This window comes from Marinobacterium sp. xm-m-312, assembly GCF_013283295.1.
GTDB lineage: Bacteria > Pseudomonadota > Gammaproteobacteria > Pseudomonadales > Balneatricaceae > Marinobacterium_E.
In genome coordinates this window covers 205,753-224,488 of sequence record NZ_WBYS01000004.1, presented here as the reverse complement: position 1 = coordinate 224,488, position 18,736 = coordinate 205,753, and the positions used below count along the sequence as shown (strand labels likewise).

General features: G+C 49.7%; 19 protein-coding genes and 1 pseudogene. 14 read left to right on the top strand and 6 right to left on the bottom strand.

Annotated features, from left to right (window positions below; all coding sequences use genetic code 11):
- Nucleotides 1-33: 33 nt before the first annotated feature.
- On the top strand, nucleotides 34-1,923 hold the full coding sequence (locus XMM312_RS06775; protein ID WP_173480800.1) for an ATP-binding cassette domain-containing protein: 1,890 nt from the start codon (nucleotides 34-36) through the stop codon (nucleotides 1,921-1,923).
- Here XMM312_RS06775 and XMM312_RS06770 read toward each other — a convergent pair.
- Nucleotides 1,920-2,354, bottom strand: coding sequence for a universal stress protein (locus XMM312_RS06770; protein WP_173480801.1), 435 nt, complete (start codon nucleotides 2,352-2,354; stop codon nucleotides 1,920-1,922). The genes XMM312_RS06775 and XMM312_RS06770 overlap by 4 nt on opposite strands.
- A 60-nt stretch (nucleotides 2,355-2,414) precedes the next feature.
- Between XMM312_RS06770 and XMM312_RS06765 the strand changes: the two genes are divergently transcribed.
- The 4 genes from XMM312_RS06765 (at nucleotide 2,415) to XMM312_RS06750 (ending at nucleotide 6,442) form a co-directional block, all read left to right on the top strand.
- Nucleotides 2,415-2,921, top strand: a complete 507-nt coding sequence (locus XMM312_RS06765) for a hypothetical protein (RefSeq protein ID WP_173480802.1) — start codon at nucleotides 2,415-2,417, stop codon at nucleotides 2,919-2,921.
- Complete coding sequence (locus XMM312_RS06760) at nucleotides 2,921-3,136, top strand: DUF1653 domain-containing protein (RefSeq protein ID WP_173480803.1); 216 nt, start codon at nucleotides 2,921-2,923, stop codon at nucleotides 3,134-3,136. The genes XMM312_RS06765 and XMM312_RS06760 overlap by 1 nt, the downstream gene beginning before the upstream one ends.
- Before the next feature lie 157 nt (nucleotides 3,137-3,293).
- A complete protein-coding gene (topA, locus tag XMM312_RS06755; protein ID WP_173488933.1) occupies nucleotides 3,294-5,933 on the top strand; it encodes a type I DNA topoisomerase in 2,640 nt (879 codons plus the stop codon).
- Entirely contained in the window at nucleotides 5,933-6,442 is a 510-nt protein-coding gene (locus XMM312_RS06750) for a DUF6586 family protein (RefSeq protein ID WP_173480805.1), read from the top strand. Before topA ends, XMM312_RS06750 begins: the two co-directional genes overlap by 1 nt.
- Before the next feature lie 2 nt (nucleotides 6,443-6,444).
- On the opposite strand, the gene XMM312_RS06745 is transcribed toward XMM312_RS06750, so the two are convergent.
- The 3 genes from XMM312_RS06745 to lexA all read right to left on the bottom strand — a co-directional run bounded on the left by XMM312_RS06745 (nucleotide 6,445) and on the right by lexA (nucleotide 8,069).
- Complete coding sequence (locus XMM312_RS06745) at nucleotides 6,445-6,912, bottom strand: thioesterase family protein (protein WP_173488932.1); 468 nt, start codon at nucleotides 6,910-6,912, stop codon at nucleotides 6,445-6,447.
- Nucleotides 6,913-7,041: 129 nt separating this feature from the next.
- Entirely contained in the window at nucleotides 7,042-7,446 is a 405-nt protein-coding gene (locus XMM312_RS06740) for a SulA-like leucine-rich domain-containing protein (protein ID WP_173488931.1), read from the bottom strand.
- Nucleotides 7,447-7,457: 11 nt separating this feature from the next.
- A complete protein-coding gene (gene lexA / locus XMM312_RS06735) occupies nucleotides 7,458-8,069 on the bottom strand; it encodes a transcriptional repressor LexA (protein ID WP_173480808.1) in 612 nt (203 codons plus the stop codon).
- Between the two features lie 151 nt (nucleotides 8,070-8,220).
- Between lexA and dinG the strand changes: the two genes are divergently transcribed.
- From dinG to XMM312_RS06700, 7 genes and pseudogenes are all read left to right on the top strand, one after another.
- A complete protein-coding gene (gene dinG / locus XMM312_RS06730; protein ID WP_173480809.1) occupies nucleotides 8,221-10,338 on the top strand; it encodes an ATP-dependent DNA helicase DinG in 2,118 nt (705 codons plus the stop codon).
- Nucleotides 10,339-10,362: 24 nt separating this feature from the next.
- Nucleotides 10,363-11,676 (top strand): annotated as a pseudogene (locus tag XMM312_RS06725) (DEAD/DEAH box helicase); the annotation flags it as partial.
- Nucleotides 11,677-11,945: 269 nt separating this feature from the next.
- Nucleotides 11,946-12,155 (top strand): hypothetical protein, encoded by a 210-nt coding sequence (locus tag XMM312_RS06720; protein WP_173480811.1) that lies wholly within the window; start codon nucleotides 11,946-11,948, stop codon nucleotides 12,153-12,155.
- A 19-nt stretch (nucleotides 12,156-12,174) separates the two neighbouring features.
- Nucleotides 12,175-13,197: an NAD(P)H-dependent glycerol-3-phosphate dehydrogenase gene (locus XMM312_RS06715; RefSeq protein WP_173480812.1), complete on the top strand. Its 1,023-nt coding sequence runs from the start codon at nucleotides 12,175-12,177 to the stop codon at nucleotides 13,195-13,197.
- A 2-nt stretch (nucleotides 13,198-13,199) separates the two neighbouring features.
- Nucleotides 13,200-13,655, top strand: a complete 456-nt coding sequence (locus tag XMM312_RS06710) for a histidine phosphatase family protein (protein ID WP_173488929.1) — start codon at nucleotides 13,200-13,202, stop codon at nucleotides 13,653-13,655.
- 30 nt (nucleotides 13,656-13,685) lie between these two features.
- Nucleotides 13,686-14,534: an alpha/beta fold hydrolase gene (locus XMM312_RS06705; RefSeq protein ID WP_173488928.1), complete on the top strand. Its 849-nt coding sequence runs from the start codon at nucleotides 13,686-13,688 to the stop codon at nucleotides 14,532-14,534.
- A 13-nt stretch (nucleotides 14,535-14,547) separates the two neighbouring features.
- Nucleotides 14,548-15,381 (top strand): DUF4892 domain-containing protein, encoded by an 834-nt coding sequence (locus XMM312_RS06700; RefSeq protein WP_173488927.1) that lies wholly within the window; start codon nucleotides 14,548-14,550, stop codon nucleotides 15,379-15,381.
- A gap of 52 nt (nucleotides 15,382-15,433) precedes the next feature.
- Here XMM312_RS06700 and folE read toward each other — a convergent pair whose 3' ends face one another.
- A complete protein-coding gene (gene folE / locus XMM312_RS06695) occupies nucleotides 15,434-15,973 on the bottom strand; it encodes a GTP cyclohydrolase I FolE (protein ID WP_173480816.1) in 540 nt (179 codons plus the stop codon).
- A gap of 84 nt (nucleotides 15,974-16,057) precedes the next feature.
- Nucleotides 16,058-16,633: a Smr/MutS family protein gene (locus XMM312_RS06690; protein WP_173488925.1), complete on the bottom strand. Its 576-nt coding sequence runs from the start codon at nucleotides 16,631-16,633 to the stop codon at nucleotides 16,058-16,060.
- A 54-nt stretch (nucleotides 16,634-16,687) separates the two neighbouring features.
- On the opposite strand from XMM312_RS06690, the gene prmB reads away from it, so the two are divergent.
- Together prmB and aroC are read left to right on the top strand one after the other, a co-directional pair.
- A complete protein-coding gene (gene prmB / locus XMM312_RS06685; protein WP_173488924.1) occupies nucleotides 16,688-17,602 on the top strand; it encodes a 50S ribosomal protein L3 N(5)-glutamine methyltransferase in 915 nt (304 codons plus the stop codon).
- Between the two features lie 36 nt (nucleotides 17,603-17,638).
- Nucleotides 17,639-18,736: a chorismate synthase gene (gene aroC / locus XMM312_RS06680; RefSeq protein ID WP_173480819.1), complete on the top strand. Its 1,098-nt coding sequence runs from the start codon at nucleotides 17,639-17,641 to the stop codon at nucleotides 18,734-18,736.

Here is an 18,736-nt window from a genome sequence, read left to right as displayed (position 1 = left end):
CTACGCGACCAGTTTTACAATTAAGCGACTCACATGGCATTTATTCGATTTGATCAGGTCTCTCTGGCCTTTGGTACCCGAGCAATTTTAGACAACGCAAACCTGCAAATTGAGGCGGGTGAGCGAGTAGCGCTGGTCGGTATTAACGGTACGGGTAAATCAACCCTACTAAAAATCGTTTCGGGTGAAATGGACGTTGATAGCGGTGTCATTTGGCGCAGCCCAACCGCTCGAATTGCTCAGTTACCACAGAGCCTACCCGCGGCCGATGAACGATCGGTTCGCAGTGTTGTAGAAGCAGGTTTGGCTGATCTGGTTGAGTTGCGAGATCGCTACGAGACATTACTGGCTAACAGTAATGCTTCGCTCGATGAGTTGGAGCGTCTTCAGCATGATCTGGAAGCCCGTGATGCTTGGTCACTTGAGACGCGTGTGGATCGCATTCTTAGTCAACTTCAGCTACCTGGCGAAAAGCTGATGTCTGAACTCTCAGGTGGCTGGCGCCGTCGAGCTGCCTTAGGGGCTGCACTGGTTCAAAGCCCTGATCTGTTGCTGCTGGATGAGCCAACCAACCACTTGGATATTGAGACCATCGAGTGGTTAGAAGAGGTATTAGCCGCTTACAAAGGCGGGCTTCTATTTATCTCGCACGACCGTGCTCTAGTCGAGCGTTTAGCAACCCGTATTATTGAGTTAGACCGAGGTCAGTTGGTCGACTTTCCAGGCAGTTATGCAACCTACCTTACGCAAAAAGAGAAATTGCTCGAGGAGGAGGCCAAGCAGGCTGCTCTGTTTGATAAAAAATTGGCGCAGGAAGAGGCGTGGATACGTCAAGGTATCAAAGCTCGTCGTACCCGTAACGAGGGACGTGTTCGTGCTCTGAAGCAGCTGCGTGTTGAGCGATCCGAACGCCGTGAACGTCAGGGTAAAGCCAAGTTCGATGTGGAAGAGGCGGTTCGCTCGGGTAAGTTGGTGGCCGAGCTGCAGAATGTCTCGCTGAGTTATGCGGGACAGCCAGTCGTTAAGGATCTGTCAGTGCGTATTCAGCGAGGCGATCGCATCGGTCTGATTGGTCCGAACGGTATTGGTAAGAGTTCGCTGCTTAAGTTGATTTTAGGGGAGCAGGCTCCGGATCAGGGGGATGTGCGCCTTGGTAGCCAACTGGTGGTGGGTTATTTCGATCAGCTGCGTGGCCAAGTGGACCCCGAGAAGAGCATCATCGATAACGTCTCAGGCGGTCGTGAAAGTATCGATATTAACGGTCGATCACGTCATATCATCAGTTATCTTCAAGATTTCCTGTTCACACCAGAGCGTGCGCGCACACCGGTTAAAGCCCTGTCCGGCGGCGAGACTAACCGCGTGATGTTGGCTAAGTTGTTCAGTCAGCCCTCGAACCTGTTGGTGCTCGATGAGCCGACCAATGACTTGGATGTCGAGACACTGGAGCTGCTCGAAGAGATTCTGCTCGACTATCAAGGGACTCTTTTGTTGGTGAGCCATGATCGTCAATTCCTCGATAACATCGTCACCAGCACGCTTGCGTTTGAGGGTGAGGGTGTCATTCGTGAATATGTGGGCGGTTACAACGACTGGTTACGTCAGCGACCTAAAAATGTAGTGACTCAGAGTGTTGTACCAAAATCTGAGCCAGCTAAACCGGGTAAAAAGGAAGCTGCAGAGGCTAAAAAGCCCGTTAAACTCTCCTATAAACTGCAGCGAGAGTTGGACATGCTTCCAGAACAGATGGAGCAGACTGAAGCGGCCGTTGAAGCGCAGCAGGCCGTTTGTGGTTCAGCGGACTTTTATCAGCGACCTCATGAAGAGGTCACCGCTGAACTTGAAAAGTTAAGCACTCTAGAAGCCCAGCTGGAGACGCAGATGGAGCGCTGGATGGAGTTAGAGGCGATGGCTGAGGGTTAATGCCCCAATCGTACGGCCAGAATATCGCACTCTGCGCCGTGCAGAACGCCATTGGAGGTGGACCCAAGTAACAGCGATAGACCATGGCGACCGTGAGAGCCAATCACGATGAGATCCGTTTTAAGATCTTTCGCGACGGCATGAATCTCTGAACCCGTGTTGCCCGTTGCGACAATCGCTTTATTAACAGGGTAGCCAAGGCTGGTGGCAAGGGCGCTCAGTTTAGACTCGGCGTGGTTCTCAATTTGAGTTTGGATGTCGGCAATGTCGACAGGGATCTCACCGCCATAGGCGTAGCTGACAATCTCGACCACATGAATCAGATTGAGCTCAGCTTGATTCTGTTCGGCTAGCAGTTTGGCTCTTTCAAGCACAACACCAGACTCTTCAGAAAGGTCGATGGCAACAAGAATACGATTGTAGTGACTCATGGTGATTCTCCCTGTTTAGTCCCTACTACTATTAATAGCAGACAAGAAGGTTTTTAACATATGAAGTGGGCAATTATTGTTCTGATCATGCTCTCTTTGATCGGTTCTATGATGTGGGTCATGCCAAGTCCTCGTCAGCGCTTCCAATCTAAGCTCAGACTAGAGGCACGCAAGCTCGGTTTTCAGGTGCAGCTATCGCGTCTAGAGATACCCAGAGCCAAGGGCGAGATGGAGTCAGAAATTATCAACATGGCGGCTTACCGTATGCTGCGTGGCAAATTGGATCGATCAGCAAAAGAGCAGTGGGTTGAGTGGATGGTGGCTCGAGTCGACGCCATGGCCGCTGATGGCCTTCCTGAGGGCTGGTCCTGGGCAAAGGGTGAAAGATCTTTGAGTCCTACTAAGCTGAAAGCGCTCAGTGATTGGCTTGATCAGTTGCCTGAAGAGGTCGTTGCGGTTGAATCAACCGCCATTCACCTGACGCTCTATTGGCGCGAACCCGAGCGGGCTGGCGCACTGGATGAGCTAGGTGAAAAGGCCAATCAACTGTTAACGGAGATGATTTAATGAGCGGCGAGTTAACCCCAGGGATTTACAGACACTATAAAGGCAATGACTACGAAGTGATTGGAACCGCCAGACACTCAGAGACAGAAGAGTTGATGGTGGTCTATCGAACACTCTATGGCAACTTCGATCTCTGGGTGCGTCCCTATGAGATGTTTGTTGAAAAAGTGCGTTTAGAGTCTGGGGAAGAGGTTGATCGATTTTCACTGATCTAAACAGCTCTCTTAGCACTTATTATTAAGGCGTTTATTTGCATTTATTTTTTAGCGCTGTATTGTTGCGCCGATAAATTTTTTGCAATGCTCACTTGACGCTGAAGTCAGTTTCCACGTATTTGTAAAAAAAGACAGAGTTTTGAATAGGTAGATAAAAATGGGTAAAACCCTGGTAATTGTGGAGTCACCAGCCAAGGCCAAGACGATCAATAAGTATCTTGGTAACCAGTACGTGGTTAAGTCCAGTGTTGGTCACATCCGTGATCTGCCGACCAGTGGTAGTGCCCAGAAGTCTGATCCTAAAGAGCGCGCTAAACAGGCTGCTTTGACACGCAAACTCTCGCCAGAGCAGAAGGTTGAGCATAAAAAGCGCAAACAGAAAGAGCAGCTTATTGCCCGTATGGGGATTGATCCCAACAAGGATTGGGCAGCTCATTATGAGATCCTTCCCGGTAAAGAGAAGGTCGTTGATGAACTGCGCAAACTAGCTAAGAGCGCTGATCAGATCTATCTCGCAACCGATTTGGACCGTGAAGGGGAGGCCATTGCATGGCACCTTCGCGAAGCGATTGGCGGTGACGATTCACGCTACCGTCGTGTTGTCTTTAACGAGATTACCAAGAAAGCGATCAATGAAGCGTTCGAAAAACCGAGCGATCTAGACCTAAACCGCGTTAATGCGCAGCAAGCGCGCCGTTTTCTTGACCGCGTTGTTGGTTATATGGTCTCTCCACTTCTTTGGGAGAAGGTCGCTCGTGGTCTGTCGGCGGGTCGTGTTCAATCCGTTGCAGTACGCCTGGTCGTTGAGCGTGAACGTGAAATTCGTGCCTTTATTCCCGATGAGTATTGGGAGTTGCATGCGGATGCGCAGACCCAAGGTGATAAGGCGGTTCGTCTAGAGGTCGTTAAACAGGCCGGTGCGGCATTTAAACCGACCAATGAAGATCAGGCGATGGCTGCAGTCAAAGCGCTGCAAAGTGCCTCTTATGAGGTTGTTAATCGTGAAGATCGTCCAACCAGTAGCAAGCCCTCTGCGCCGTTTATCACCTCTACCTTGCAACAGGCCGCCAGCACCCGTCTAGGCTTCGGTGTTAAGAAGACCATGATGCTCGCTCAGCGTCTCTATGAAGCGGGTTACATTACCTACATGCGTACCGACTCGACCAACTTGAGTAACGAGGCGGTTGAAGCGGCACGAGAGTTTATTGGTTCTCAGTTTGGTGGTGAATACCTGCCACCTCAGCCGATTCGTTATAGCTCTAAAGAGGGCGCACAAGAGGCGCACGAGGCGATCCGTCCATCTGATGTCAATGTTACCTCTGACTCATTGAACGGTGTCGATGCCGACGCAGTTCGACTCTACGACCTGATTCGTAACCAATTCCTAGCCTGTCAAATGACACCCGCTCGTTACCTAAGTACCCGTGTCACAGTGAAAGCGGGTGCCTATGAGCTGACCACTAAGGGTCGTGTCTTGCAGTTCGACGGTTACACCCGTGTGATGAACTTCCGCGGTAAATCGGATGAAGATCAGATCCTACCTGACATGCAGGTGGGTGAATCACTAACACTTAAAGCCTTGGACCCTAGCCAGCACTTTACGAAACCGGCACCGCGCTACACAGAAGCGAGTTTGGTTAAAGAGCTTGAGAAGCGCGGTATTGGTCGTCCGTCCACCTACGCAGCGATTATCTCGACAATTCAAGATCGTGGTTACGTCGAAGTTCAAAACCGTCGCTTCTATGCACAAAAAATGGGCGATATCGTTACGGATCGTCTGGCTGAAAGTTTCCCAGACCTTATGGACTTCAGCTTTACCGCGCGTATGGAAGAGAAGCTGGATGATGTGGCAGATGGTGACATCAACTGGAAGGATCTTCTTAACAACTTCTACACACAGTTCGAAGGCGAACTGGAAGCGGCTCAATCAGCGGATGGTGGCATGCGTGCCAATGATCCAACCGAGACCGATATCAGCTGTCCAGCATGTCAGCGCCCAATGATGATTCGTACGGCAACGACGGGCGTCTTCTTGGGTTGCTCTGGTTATGCTTTGCCACCTAAAGAGCGTTGTAAAACGACCATCAACCTGATTCCTGGTGATGAGGTTGTCGCAGTGGATGCAGACGATGAGGCAGAGTCACGTCTGCTTCTAGAGAAGCACCGTTGTGGTAAATGTGGCTCCTCTATGGACTCCTACTTGATCGATGAGAAGCGCAAGTTACACATCTGTGGTAACAACCCAGATTGTGACGGCTTTGAGGTCGAAGAGGGTAACTACCGTATCAAGGGCTATGAAGGCCCTGTAGTCGAGTGTGATAAGTGTAGCGCTGAGATGCACCTTAAAACGGGCCGTTTCGGTAAGTTCTTTGGTTGTACCAACACAGAGTGTAAAAACACACGTAAGCTGCTCAAGAATGGTGAAGTGGCTCCGCCTAAGATGGATCCAGTTCCGATGCCGGAGCTTAAGTGTCAGAAGGTTGACGATACCTACATCCTGCGTGATGGAGCCAGTGGTCTATTCCTGGCAGCAAGCCAATTCCCACGTAATCGTGAGACCCGTGCACCTCTGGTCAAAGAGTTGATTCCACATAAAAATGCGATTGACCCTAAATATCACTTCTTAATGGAAGGACCTCAGCAAGATGAGCAGGGTAACCCCGCTCAAATACGTTACAGCCGCAAAACCAAAGAGCAGTACCTTATGACGGAAGTTGACGGTAAGGCGACTGGTTGGAGAGCTTACTTCACCAATGGTATGTGGCAAATTGAAGCAGCCAAAGCTAAGAAGCGTTAATGGCTGACCTATACTCCCAGCGTGTGAATCAAACACTCGCGTTTGCACAATACGCGCTGGTGGGTATCAACACTGAGTTGACCGGTGAATCGACCAATCGTATGAAGCTTCGTGGCCTGCAAGAGGCTGCGCTGTTTCATTTAGACAGCGCCTATAAAGCCTATCTTAATGAGTTGGCTGAACGTGAGCGTGTCCTGCTGACCCAGTCGACACCCTCTGAATTGAGCAAGGCTTTTAAGCAACAGGGAATCCATTCCAGTGAGTTGGATGAGATGGAGCTGCTCTGTCAGGATTCCGGTAGTTGGTTGTCTAAGTTGATCAGTGCCATCAAAGCTATTCATAAACCCCTACCTCCCTCGCAAGAGAGCGCTAGCCAATCTGACATAGCAATTATAGATTTGGCCAAAGAATCGAGCCTTGAGGAGCAACTGGAGACTGAGTTGCAGGGGTGGTTTGAGCAGTTACGAGCGATGATCCTAAGACATCGCTCTAACGCGCAAGAGTGGTAAACTCAGTTCATTCCTTTCGTTTCAACACCCTTCACAAAAAGATGATCATTTAGATAGTGTCCTGTTGCATCACCAAGAGGGGCTGATTTGCGACTGCTCACATCCATCTGAACAATGGTCGTCTCTGCCGTCGCGACACAGACATCATCTTGGAATAGCACCTGGTAGAGTCCAAATGAGCTGGTACCCACGCGAGTTACACCGGTGCCAATATCCAGACGTCCTGGCCAAGTGATCTCACCTAGAAAGTTCAAATGCAGACTGGCAATGACAAATTCGCAATTGTCATTGGCGAGTGGGTCTTTTGGATCGTAGAGAAATTCGACACGGCCTGTCTCTAGGTAGGTACTGAATGCGGCATTGTTCACGTGGCCCTGACGATCGGTATCGGCATAACGGATCTTATCAAATGTTTGGATAGGGAAGTCGGTTAACTGATACGGCTGCTGATTTGGCTTGTGCGATCCCACACTATTCTCCTTGTAAGTGGTACTCCTCTATTGAGCCTATGATGGTTCAGGGTCTGATTCAAGCTAAATAAAAAAGCCGCTCAAAGAGCGGCTATGGGGGTCTTTGCTACAACGCAGCAAAGGGGGAGGCTAAATTTTTTTACGTACCAATAGACACTCTGTTTCGCTAGAGATCTGAGTGCGTTTCAGTTGGCTGACTAACGCGTCATCGGCAGGGTCATTGTGCCAGCAGATCAGTGTGTGACAGGTTCCCGCTTGCAGTGCGCGCTGAGCAAGTTTGTCTAAACCATGGCGCTTATCACGACGAAGTATCCACACTTTTTTGAGGTCGACACCTGCATCCGCCAGCACCTGCTTAGTCAAAGATTTTGGCGGCTCTAACATAACCAGCCAGCTCTCTTTTTGACTTAATGCGGCAAGCATCGGCAGAAGCATGGTGTTCAGATTTACCTGTGAGGTGTGCTGAACCAGCTCAGTCAAAACCAGTGGTTTAAGACCCGCATCATTCTGTGCAAATTGATTGTAAGCAATCATGGTGATTACCTTTAAAAGTCATTCTGTTGACGAATTACGCCAACACCCAAGCCTTCGATGGTTAACTGCTCTTCACGAAGATCAACTTTAATCGGGTCGAACTCTTCGTTCTCTGCTATCAAGTAGACCATGTGACCATCGCGGTGGAATCGTTTTACCGTGACATCTTCACCGACACGAGCAACGACTATCTGACCCTCACGTGCTTCACGTGTTTGGTGAACTGCTAAAAGATCACCATCCATAATGCCGATGTCTTTCATACTCATGCCGCGGACACGGAGTAGGTAGTCTGCTCTTGGGCGAAAGAAGTCTGAACTGATGGTGCAGTAATCATCGATGTGTTGTTCTGCGAGGATGGGTTCACCTGCGGCAACTTGACCGATGATCGCTAGGCCCTCTTGCTCCTCCTCTTCACCGACGATACGGATACCGCGAGAGGTGCCAGGGATCATCTCAATGGCCCCTTTACGTGCTAAGGCCTTTAGGTGCTCCTCTGCTGCATTGGCAGATTTAAACCCTAGATCGCGAGCAATATCGACGCGTGTAGGTGGAAATCCTGTTTCATCAATATGGCGACGGATGCAATCAAGCACCTCTTCTTGACGATTTGTAAGCTTCATAAACGCCCCCTATGACAGTACTGATTGGAATTTAAATGACTGTCTGTTTATTCAGTATTTGTATTTTTATACAGTATTTTAAATGTCGTCAAGTTTTTTCTGTTTGTATATCCAGTATTTTTGTATGATGGCCAACTAATTCGGAGGCGATGTGCTTAACAAAGAGACCCAAACCACCATACAGACAGCTTATCGCGCATTTCTAAATGCTCGCGATTTAAAGGCTCGTTATGCACAAAAGCATATGATTGCAGCGGTCGCACGGCAGTTGGGTGGTATCTTGTCGGACGATGCGGGTCAGCGTCTGGGTGAAAATCATCTGGTCGCCGTAGAGGCTGGAACGGGCACCGGTAAAACCATTGCTTACCTGCTGGCCGCACTTCCAATAGCGCAGGCTAAAGGTAAAACGCTGATCATTTCCACTGCTACCGTTGCACTTCAGGAACAGCTCTTATTGAAAGATCTTCCTGAGTTGGCTGAGCACGCTGGTATTGAATTTAAGTACGAAATTGCCAAAGGGCGTCGGCGCTACCTCTGTGTTAGCCGATTAGAGTCTCTTCTTAGTAATCAGCAGGATCTTTCACAGTCAGCCCTGTTTGAAGATGAGTTGGCCCAAGTGTTGGGGCCTGAACAGATCAAAGAGTACAGCGGCCTGTTGGATGAGTTTGCCAGTGGTCGTTGGAAGGGTGATCGTGATGAGCTAGAGCGCAACCTGGATGATGAGACCTGGATGCCGCTTACCTCAGACCATATGCAGTGTACCAATCGTCGCTGTGCGCATTTCAACGCCTGTCCGTTTTATCGTGCTAGGGCCGATATTGAGACAACCGATCTCTTGGTGGTCAACCACGATCTTGTACTGGCTGACTTGGCGTTAGGCGGTGGTGCGATTCTTCCTGAACCGGCCGATTCAATCTACATATTTGATGAGGCGCATCATCTGGGTGATAAGGCGACTAACCACTTCGCGCTCTCTATGCGAGTTAAAGCGAGTGAAAAGGCCTTCAAAACCCTGGAGCGTCAGTTAAAAGGGCTGTTGGATGAAGCGGATTCTGCATTGGTTTTGCAAGATCCAATCAGTCGTATTCAATCCAGTCTCAATGTGGTTCAGGGGCATTTGCAGCGTCTGGACGATCTAGTCTCTGAACAGTTTTTGCCACTCCCGGTGGATGAGCGCAGGTTGCGCTACCCGCAAGGCAGGGTACCCGACAGTTTGGCTAGCCTGACACGTGAATTGGCTCAGTTTTTATCACAGGTTGATCCTCAGTTAGAGAAGATTATTAATGCCCTTAAAGGGGCGATGGAAGATGAAGAGTCTGCACTCGATAAGGGTGTAGGGGAGCGCTGGTTGCCACCGCTAAGTACCCAGTTTAGCCGTGTCCAGAAGATGATGTGGCTGTGTAGAAGTTTTTCGCAAGATATTGAAAATGAAGAGGATAAAGTTGCAAGGTGGTTGGTTCGTCATGAGTCTGAAGCGGGTCGCGATATTGAACTTCACAGCGCCCCTGTCTCCGCTCAAAACCATCTTCAAGATCTGCTCTGGGATCAGTGTTACGGTGCGGTTTTAACCTCAGCAACGCTAACGGCCCTTGGGCGGTTTGATTCCCTCTTTACTCAATTGGGTCTCCCTTTGGATACGCCAGCACTGCGAATGCCTAGTCCTTTTGACTACGCCAATAAGGCCGTTTTGCATGTCCCGAAAATGAAGTTCGATCCTTCAAAAGCGGATCTTCATACCGAAGAGGTTGCTGATTGGCTTAACCGAGAGTTACCCAATTTAACCTCTGTATTGGTTCTGTTTACCTCTTGGCGCCAAATGCGTCGAGTCGAGGAGTTAATCGATACCAAGCTGCTGTCACGGTTAACCGTTCAAGGTGAGCTCAGTAAGCAAGCGATGCTGGTAGAGCACAAAGCAAGAATTGATCGTGACGAACCCAGTGTTATTTTTGGTTTGGCGTCGTTTGCAGAGGGTGTAGATCTACCCGGTCACTACCTAAAAGATGTTATCATTACCAAGTTGCCTTTTAGTGTTCCAGATGATCCTGTGGATGCGACCTTGGCTGAGTGGATAGAAGCCCGCGGTGGTAACCCTTTCATGGAGATAAGTGTACCCGCAGCCTCTATCAAACTAACTCAAGCGGCAGGCAGATTACTGCGTACGGAGAATGATTCCGGTCGTGTTGTTTTACTTGATAGGCGTGTCGTGACACGTCGTTATGGACAGCAGTTGATCGATGCGCTTCCTCCTTTTGCGCGCCATTTTGAATGATCTATTGATTGAGAGATCCCGGTTTTGACTACAGATACCAACCCAGAACAGCAACAAGATAACCAAGATTCAAATGATAAGCGCCGTCGCACCCAGCGTCGTCGTCCCCGCAAAAGCCGTGACGACAAACCTCGTCGCTCACAAGAGTGGAACCTTGATCAGTTTGTTGTAGAGCCTCAAGAGGGTAAGGATCGTTTCCACGATTTCTACCTGCCAGATTCATTGATGCGTGGTATTCATGAACTTGGCTTTGAGTACGCAACTCCGATTCAAGCGGCAACGATTAAGCCTGCACTGCAAGGCCGTGACATCATTGGTAAGGCTCAGACCGGTACCGGTAAAACTGCGGCTTTTCTAATCGGGATCATTACCGATCTTCTCGACTTCAAGTTGGATGTTGAACCGCGCAAGGGTGAACCCCGTGCATTGATTATTGCACCGACACGAGAGTTGGCTCTGCAAATTGCAGCCGATGCTGAAGGTCTATGTAAATACACCGGTTTAAGCATCGTCTCGCTGGTAGGTGGCATGGATTATGACGTGCAGCGCGCAGCACTCGCCAAAGCGCCTGTCGATATTTTGGTCGCGACACCGGGTCGCTTAATCGACTTCGTCAGAAATCAGGATATTGATCTCTACAACGTAGAGGTGTTGGTGCTGGATGAGGCTGATCGTATGTTGAGCATGGGCTTCATCCCAGATGTACGTACCATCATTCGTTCAACACCGCGTAAGGGCGCTGAGCGTCAAACGCTGCTCTACAGTGCGACCTTTACCGATGAGATTATGCGTTTGGCGGCGCAGTGGACGCGTGATCCGGTCACGATTGAGATCGAATCAGAGCATCAAACTACGGATAACGTTTCTCAAACGGTATTTCTTGTCTCCAGTGATGAGAAGTACAACTTGCTGCGTAACTACTTACGTATCAATGGCGTCGAGAAAGCGATCGTATTCTGTAACCGTCGTCATGAGACGCGTAAGTTGGCAGAGCGTCTAGAGAAAGACGGTGTCAAAGCGGCCATGATGTCGGGTGAGATCCCACAGAACAAACGCATCAAAACCCTAGAGGGTTTCCGCAGTGGCAAGATCGAAGTCCTAGTGGCTACCGACGTTGCTGGTCGCGGTATACACATTGATGGTGTGAGCCATGTTGTGAACTATCAGCTTCCTGAAGATGCGGATGACTATGTTCACCGTATTGGTCGAACCGGCCGTGCAGGCGCTACCGGTGAATCAATCTGTTTTGCCTGTGAAGACGATTCGTTCCTTATCCCAGACATTGAGTCGATGACCGGTGTTAAATTGAACTGTATCCACCCTGATGCTGAATTGCTGGTTGATCCAAACAGTGTTGTAGTGGAAGAGGCTGTTGAAACAGAGTCGACCGAATTGGAAGCGACAGAGACTGAAACTGAAACCGTTGTTGACGCGCCAGTGGCGGAAGAGCCTCTAGCAAATGAGTCAGTCGACCTAACGGAAGTCTCATCAGAAGAGACGGCTGGCGAGATTGATGTGCTACCCCTTGAAACAGCTGCTGAGACAAGCGAAGAGCAGTTAGATTTAGAGATCACTGAAGAGAACGACGATAAGGAGTCTCGCAGTTAATGAGTGGTGATCGTCACGGCCTAGCGGGTATTCAAAAAATAGTGGCCATGATTGTCAGTGCGTTTTTCGCAGTGATTGGCTTGCTAGGCTTTAGCAATAGTGGAGATCCGGTTCAACTGATCCTCTTTCTCGTTGCAGCGATCATCTCTTGGTATGTGATTGCGATGTTGTTCAAGTTGGTTGAACGAATTTTAGACTCCTTAGGTTAGGTTGAGTTAGGTAAAGGTAATGCAGACAGTGACTAAGGTTGCCGTGTTAGGCGGTGGGAGTTTCGGTACCGTCATCGCCAATATGACGGCTGAAAAAGGTATCCCGACCTCCTTGTGGGTACGTCGAGCTGAACTGGCTAATGATATTAACCAGCAGCGTTGTAACGATCGCTATGTGCCCAACTACCCATTAGCCGACTCCTTGGTTGCGACTGATGATATCGAGTCCGCATTAAAAGACGCTCAGGTTGTCTTTATTGCGATTCCAAGCAGTGGCTTTCGAGCGGTTCTGAATCAAGCTAAACCCTACCTCAACGATGAACAATTGATCGTTAGCACGACCAAAGGCATCGAAGCTGTTAGCTTCAGTCTGATGAGTCAAATCATGGAGCAGGAGTGCCCAGCGCATCGATCGGGTGTGATCAGTGGCCCTAACCTGGCTAAAGAGATCGCCAAGCGTGAACTGACCGCTACGGTCATTGCCAGTACCGATGAGAATCTTCGAGAGACGGTTCAAGAGCTTCTTCAGTCTAGCTATTTCCGTGTCTATGCCAGCGCTGATACCTTCGGTGTGGAGCTCGGTGGCACCTTGAAGAACATCTACGCCATTGCGTCCGGCATGAGTGCTGCGTTGGGTATGGGTGAAAACACTAAAAGCATGCTGATCACGCGCTCTCTAGCAGAGATGAGTCGTCTTGCGGTGAGCATGGGCGCTAATCCATTGACCTTCCTTGGATTAGCGGGTGTGGGAGATCTGGTCGTGACCTGTCTATCACCTCTGTCACGTAACTACCGAGTTGGTTATGCGTTGGGGCAGGGTAAGTCGTTGGATCAAGCAGTGGCTGAGCTGGGAGAGGTCGCTGAGGGTGTCAATACACTGAAGTTGGTGAGCGAGCACGCAGAGCAGCAAGATGTCTACATGCCTCTTGTGCGTGGCCTCTACGAGGTAGTCTTTAATCAGGCGCCCGTCAAAGTGGTCATCGGTAAGATGATGGAAGGTGCCCACAGTGCCGATGTTGAGTTTACACTGTCGGGTTCCTGAACATGCGAATCCTATTGATGCGTCATGCGGAGGCTGCCCCTGGCTTCCCAGACGAATCACGTCGCTTAACCCCTTATGGGGAGGCGTCACTGCAAAATCGCCCTGAAGGTCTACAACCTTTCTTAGATGAAGTGACCCACATCTTTGTCAGCCCCTATCAGCGTACTCAGCAGACATTAGCTAACCTTCTGCCCAATCGGGAGGCTCTGCTTCTTGATCTGATTACCCCTGAGGGTGAGCCTGAAGCCGTGTTTAACTATCTGCAATCTCTGCCCGATGAGAGCAGGGTTCTATTAGTGACACACATGCCCTTGGTGGGTCGTCTATTCAGCTCGCTCGTTGAGGGTGAAAGTCGCTTTGGCGTTGGGTTTATGCCCGCTCAAATCGAGGTGGTCGATTGTGATCTGCCTGCAGCGGGGCTGGGTCGCTCCATTGCTCAGTTTACTCATTACCCCTGAACCTACCGCTTACATTTGATAGAAAACAGCATGATTCATCCAAGAGAGATTAGGTTTACCGTTCACAGTCGAACCATTACTGCACTGCAGTGGGGTGAGGATGACCAACCGTTGATTTTGGCACTACACGGTTGGCTAGATAATGCCGAGAGTTACTACAAATTAGCGCCTCACTTGGCGGGTTTTCGTGTTGTCGCTATCGATATGGCAGGGCATGGTCAGTCAGATTGGCGCAGTGCGGATTCGGGCTATCCTGTTTGGGGTTATGTAGAAGATCTTCATGCGGTTAAGCGCCAACTTCAACCCGATGGGGCAATTCGAATACTGGCTCACTCGTTAGGTGCTGGTGTGGCGTCTCTCTACGCCGGGACATTTCCGGATCAGGTGTTAACACTTGGCTTGATAGAGAACCTAGCTCCGTTTACAAACGCCCCCGATCAATTTGCTGAGAATTTAAGCCAGTCGATAACGGATAACTTGTCGATTCAAAAACAGGCTTCTGCTAAATCCAAAGCATTGCTGACCAAGTTAAGAGCAACGGGTCGCTTCCCTGTGCCAGTGGATGCGGCTGAGCGCTTAGTGGTGCGCAGTAGTGAACAACTGCCCAATGGAGAGCTCAGAATACGAGTGGATCCCAGACTCAAATTGCGCTCTTCAGTGCGTTTAACAGAAGAGCAGGTTCGTACTACTCTTGCTCGGATAGAGTCGCCCGTTTTGGTGATTGCGGGTCAGTCAGGTTTGAGTCAGGAGCTGACCCAAGCACGCTTACCCTTCGTAAAAAATATTGAATTTATATGGATGCCGGGTGGGCATCATCTACACTTAGAGGATGAGGTCGTGCCACAGATGGCTGCGGCATTTAATGAGTTTTTTGGTTGAGCGAGTGTGTTGAATGATTAGGCTAGAGTTACAGCGACTGTTACCCCTGTTTCTATTCTCCTCCATGGCGTTTGCGAATGGGGCTGCTCCTCTGCCCAATGGCATCACTATTGACCCATCCGCTGAGCTAGATAAACAGACCACGCAAACCGTTCGAGATTATCGCTTTCCTTTAGGCGCTGTCGTTAAGATCAATCGAGATGTTCGCATCGATAAAGAGCAGCAACTGTCGGGCCGACTCACGCGTTCAACCTGGGAGATGCCAAAATCATTTGATCCCCATGAACTGCTGCAGGTGCTTCGTGATCAAGTAATCACCCAAAAAGGTGAGATCCTGTTTGAGTGTGATGGTAGAGATTGCGGAACCAGTAATATCTGGGCGAATGACCTATTTAATAATGCCGATCTCTATGGTCGTGATGACTACCAACGCTATTTTGCTGCCAAGCTGGGCGACCAATACCTTGCGGCTTACGCGGTAAGGCGGGGTAACCGACGTGTCTATCTTCACCTCGATCAGATCACTGAAGCGGAACAGGCGGTGCCTTGGTTGGTGCTACTAGAAGATCGTGGCTGGGTTAAACTACCCAACATCGAAGAGCCAACCCTTAAGCTGTTAGCTGATCATCTAAAGCAAAACAGTTTGCCCATTCGATTGGTCGGTCATCAGCAGGGCAGTGATCAAGGAATTGCTGAACAGGAATCAATGCGCTTAGTTGAACAGGTGAGGGCTTATCTGGATAGGGCAGGCGTAGCCACTGGCCAACTCGAAGTACACGGATTAGGGGCATTAGCACCCAGTGTGCTGGGTGCCGACCAATCTGCTGTGGTCGTGATCGCTAAATAGAAGATCCGATTGGGTGTCAGACTGGAAGTCAGACACCAAACAGCTGAGGTGATTAGTTTACCAGTGACAGGAATTCTGCACGTGTTGCGGGGTTAGATCGGAAGCTACCCAGCATCATCGATGTCTTCATCATCGCGTTTTGCTTCTCGACACCGCGCATCATCATGCACATGTGTTGCGCTTCAATCACCACGCCTACACCCAGAGCACCGGTAACCTCTTGAAGTGCTTCGGCAATCTCTTTGGTCATGTTCTCTTGGATCTGAAGACGGCGTGCGTACATGTCGACGATACGCGCTATTTTCGACAGACCAATCACTTTACCCTGTGGAATGTATGCAACGTGGGCTTTGCCAATGAAAGGGAGTAGGTGGTGTTCACACATTGAGTAGATCTCAATATTTTTCACGAGCACCATCTCAGAGTTGTCTGATGGGAAAAGCGCACCGTTTACCACCTCTTCAAGCGACTGGTCGTAGCCTTTGGTCAGAAACTTCATCGCTTTTGCAGCGCGTTTAGGCGTATCTAACAAACCTTCGCGGTTAAGATCTTCGCCAATCGCTTCAATGATGTTTTCGTAGGCTTTTTCCATGACTCTATTCCTTTCTCGGGCCCTTTTATGCCCGTTAACAACTAAGCGGGCAAACATACGCCAATGTCTCCCTTGGGTAAAGGTTTACCGGTTGGATTTATGACGCTCATCCGATTTAAGAAGCACGTAGAGTGCTCCGGTTCCGCCATCTTTTGGCTGAGCAGAGCAGAACGCTAGCACGCCCTCTGTCTGTTGCAGCCACTCGCTGACGTAAGTCTTCAAAAGGGCAGGTTTGTTAGGGTCAGTATAGGATTTGCCATGGACGATCAGTATCGATTTGAGGCCCTGCTTGCGACAATCCCTAATAAACAGATGCAACTCGTTGCGTGCTTCATCAACAGTAAATCCGTGCAGATCAAGACCAGCATCCCAACCTAAATGACCCGATTGCATCCGTTTGATCAACTTCAGTTGAACACCGGGTACGGCAAAAAGAATGCTCTCTTCGGCACTGAGTAATTCGTGATGGATAGAGTTTAGCCCGTCGACGATGAGCTCCTCTTTTTCGGCGGCCGCCAGTCGACGATATTCAATCGATCCCTCATCGGGTTTGTTGACGGGGCGTTGAATATCAGCGCGATTCTGCTCAATCGGCGTCACATCCTTAAAAAGCTCCTTTAGAGAAGCGAAATCACTGATCTTATCACTCTTATCAGACATGTTGATTACAGGTAAACTATGGCAACTTTTGATTCGGATATTATCAGGTTAGCCATGAGCTCAGATCAAGCAGTGATCGAACAACTTCTCACTCTTCGCGATTACGTTCGCTGGACCCTCAGTGAGATGAACCGTCACCAAGTCTATTTTGGTCATGGCCATGTAGACGCTTGGGATGAGGCGCTGCAGTTAGTTTTTAATGCGGTTGACCTTCCGTGGGATAGTTCAGCAGAACTGTTAGACGCAAAACTTCTGCCCTCAGAAAGAGAGCGTGTCATCGATTTTGTGCAGCAGCGCTGCCAGCAACGTAAACCACTACCGTACATCACCGGTGAGGCTTGGTTTATGGGACTGCCATTCACTGTTGATGAGCGTGTCTTGGTTCCGCGCTCGCCGATCGCACAGTTGATCGAGCAGCAGTTCCAGCCTTGGCTTGGCGATGTGGATGTTGAGCGCGTTCTGGATCTTTGCACCGGCAGTGGTTGTATCGGTATCGCTTGCGCCTATGCGTTTGATCAAGCTGAGGTGGATCTTGCGGATCTATCAGATGACGCACTTGCGGTGGCTAATATCAATGTGGCACGTCATGAGATGGAAGAGCGTGTCCGCGTTGTCCACAGTGATCTGTTTAACAATTTAGAAGGTGAGGTTTACGATCTAATCGTCACCAATCCCCCGTACGTTGATGCTCCCGATGTAGCGTCAATGCCTGCTGAATATCAGCATGAGCCTGAAATGGCGTTAGGCTCAGGTGATGATGGTTTGGATATTACTCGCCGCATTTTGAAAGAGGCGGGTCGTCATCTGAGTGAACAGGGGCTACTGGTGGTGGAAGTGGGCAATTCAGAGGTGCATCTGATGCAGGCTTACCCTGAGCTTCCACTGATATGGGTTGAGCTCGATCAGGGCGGCAATGGTGTCTTTGTTATTGATGCGCCCAGTCTTCGTGCACACCAAGAATTTATTTAATGACTGAGCCGAGGCTCAAACAGAAGGATTAGGACCATGTCCGGTAATACATACGGAAAGCTTTTCACAATCACCACCTTTGGCGAGAGCCATGGCCCAGCACTGGGGGCCATTGTCGATGGTTGTCCTCCTGGGATTGAGTTGTGTGAAGAGGATCTGCAGCTGGATCTTGATCGTCGTAAACCAGGAACATCACGTCACACGACGCAGCGTCGCGAACCGGACCAAGTGAAGATTCTGTCTGGGGTTTTTGAAGGTAAGACAACCGGTACATCCATTGGTTTGCTGATCGAGAATACTGATCAACGTTCAAAAGATTACGGCAACATCAAAGATCAATTCCGTCCTGCTCACGCCGACTACACCTATCATCACAAGTACGGTATCCGTGACTACCGTGGTGGTGGTCGATCTTCTGCTCGTGAGACTGCGATGCGTGTAGCAGCCGGTGCTATTGCGAAGAAAGTACTGGCGAAGCAGGGCATTGAAATTCGTGGATACCTGTCACAACTCGGTCCTATTGCTATTGATCACACTCAGTTTGATTGGAATGAAGTGGGTAATAACCCCTTTTTCTCACCTGATGCTGATGCTGCAGCAAAAATGGAAGTCTACATGGACGAGTTACGCAAAGAGGGTAACTCAGTGGGCGCTAAGATCTCTGTCGTTGCTTCGGGTGTTCCTGTCGGGCTGGGTGAACCTATTTTCGATCGCTTGGATGCCGATCTTGCCCACTCACTGATGAGTATCAATGCCGTGAAAGGGGTAGAGATTGGTGATGGTTTTGCATCGGTTGCGCAAAAAGGGACTGAGCATCGCGATGAGATGACGAAAGAGGGCTTCCTTTCGAATCACGCGGGTGGAATCTTAGGCGGTATCTCCAGTGGCCAAGATATCATTGCGCACATCGCGCTTAAGCCAACCTCAAGCATGCGCCTGCCTGGACGCAGTATTGATAAGTTTGGTAATGAAGTGGAGGTGGTTACCAAAGGCCGTCATGACCCCTGTGTCGGTATTCGTGCCACACCCATTGCAGAAGCGATGATGGCTCTGACTTTGGTTGATCATCTGCTGCGTCATCGCGGCCAAAATGCGGATGTATCGGTTGATACGCCGGTGCTGGGTCAGCTTTAA

Coding starts and splice junctions, on each gene's coding strand:
- XMM312_RS06775 (WP_173480800.1), top strand. CDS start 34: ATGGCATTTATTCGATTTGATCAGGTCTCTCTGGCCTTTGGTACCCGA.
- XMM312_RS06770 (WP_173480801.1), bottom strand. CDS start 2,354: ATGAGTCACTACAATCGTATTCTTGTTGCCATCGACCTTTCTGAAGAG.
- XMM312_RS06765 (WP_173480802.1), top strand. CDS start 2,415: ATGAAGTGGGCAATTATTGTTCTGATCATGCTCTCTTTGATCGGTTCT.
- XMM312_RS06760 (WP_173480803.1), top strand. CDS start 2,921: ATGAGCGGCGAGTTAACCCCAGGGATTTACAGACACTATAAAGGCAAT.
- topA (WP_173488933.1), top strand. CDS start 3,294: ATGGGTAAAACCCTGGTAATTGTGGAGTCACCAGCCAAGGCCAAGACG.
- XMM312_RS06750 (WP_173480805.1), top strand. CDS start 5,933: ATGGCTGACCTATACTCCCAGCGTGTGAATCAAACACTCGCGTTTGCA.
- XMM312_RS06740 (WP_173488931.1), bottom strand. CDS start 7,446: ATGATTGCTTACAATCAATTTGCACAGAATGATGCGGGTCTTAAACCA.
- lexA (WP_173480808.1), bottom strand. CDS start 8,069: ATGAAGCTTACAAATCGTCAAGAAGAGGTGCTTGATTGCATCCGTCGC.
- XMM312_RS06720 (WP_173480811.1), top strand. CDS start 11,946: ATGAGTGGTGATCGTCACGGCCTAGCGGGTATTCAAAAAATAGTGGCC.
- XMM312_RS06715 (WP_173480812.1), top strand. CDS start 12,175: ATGCAGACAGTGACTAAGGTTGCCGTGTTAGGCGGTGGGAGTTTCGGT.
- XMM312_RS06710 (WP_173488929.1), top strand. CDS start 13,200: ATGCGAATCCTATTGATGCGTCATGCGGAGGCTGCCCCTGGCTTCCCA.
- XMM312_RS06705 (WP_173488928.1), top strand. CDS start 13,686: ATGATTCATCCAAGAGAGATTAGGTTTACCGTTCACAGTCGAACCATT.
- XMM312_RS06700 (WP_173488927.1), top strand. CDS start 14,548: ATGATTAGGCTAGAGTTACAGCGACTGTTACCCCTGTTTCTATTCTCC.
- folE (WP_173480816.1), bottom strand. CDS start 15,973: ATGGAAAAAGCCTACGAAAACATCATTGAAGCGATTGGCGAAGATCTT.
- XMM312_RS06690 (WP_173488925.1), bottom strand. CDS start 16,633: ATGTCTGATAAGAGTGATAAGATCAGTGATTTCGCTTCTCTAAAGGAG.
- prmB (WP_173488924.1), top strand. CDS start 16,688: ATGAGCTCAGATCAAGCAGTGATCGAACAACTTCTCACTCTTCGCGAT.
- aroC (WP_173480819.1), top strand. CDS start 17,639: ATGTCCGGTAATACATACGGAAAGCTTTTCACAATCACCACCTTTGGC.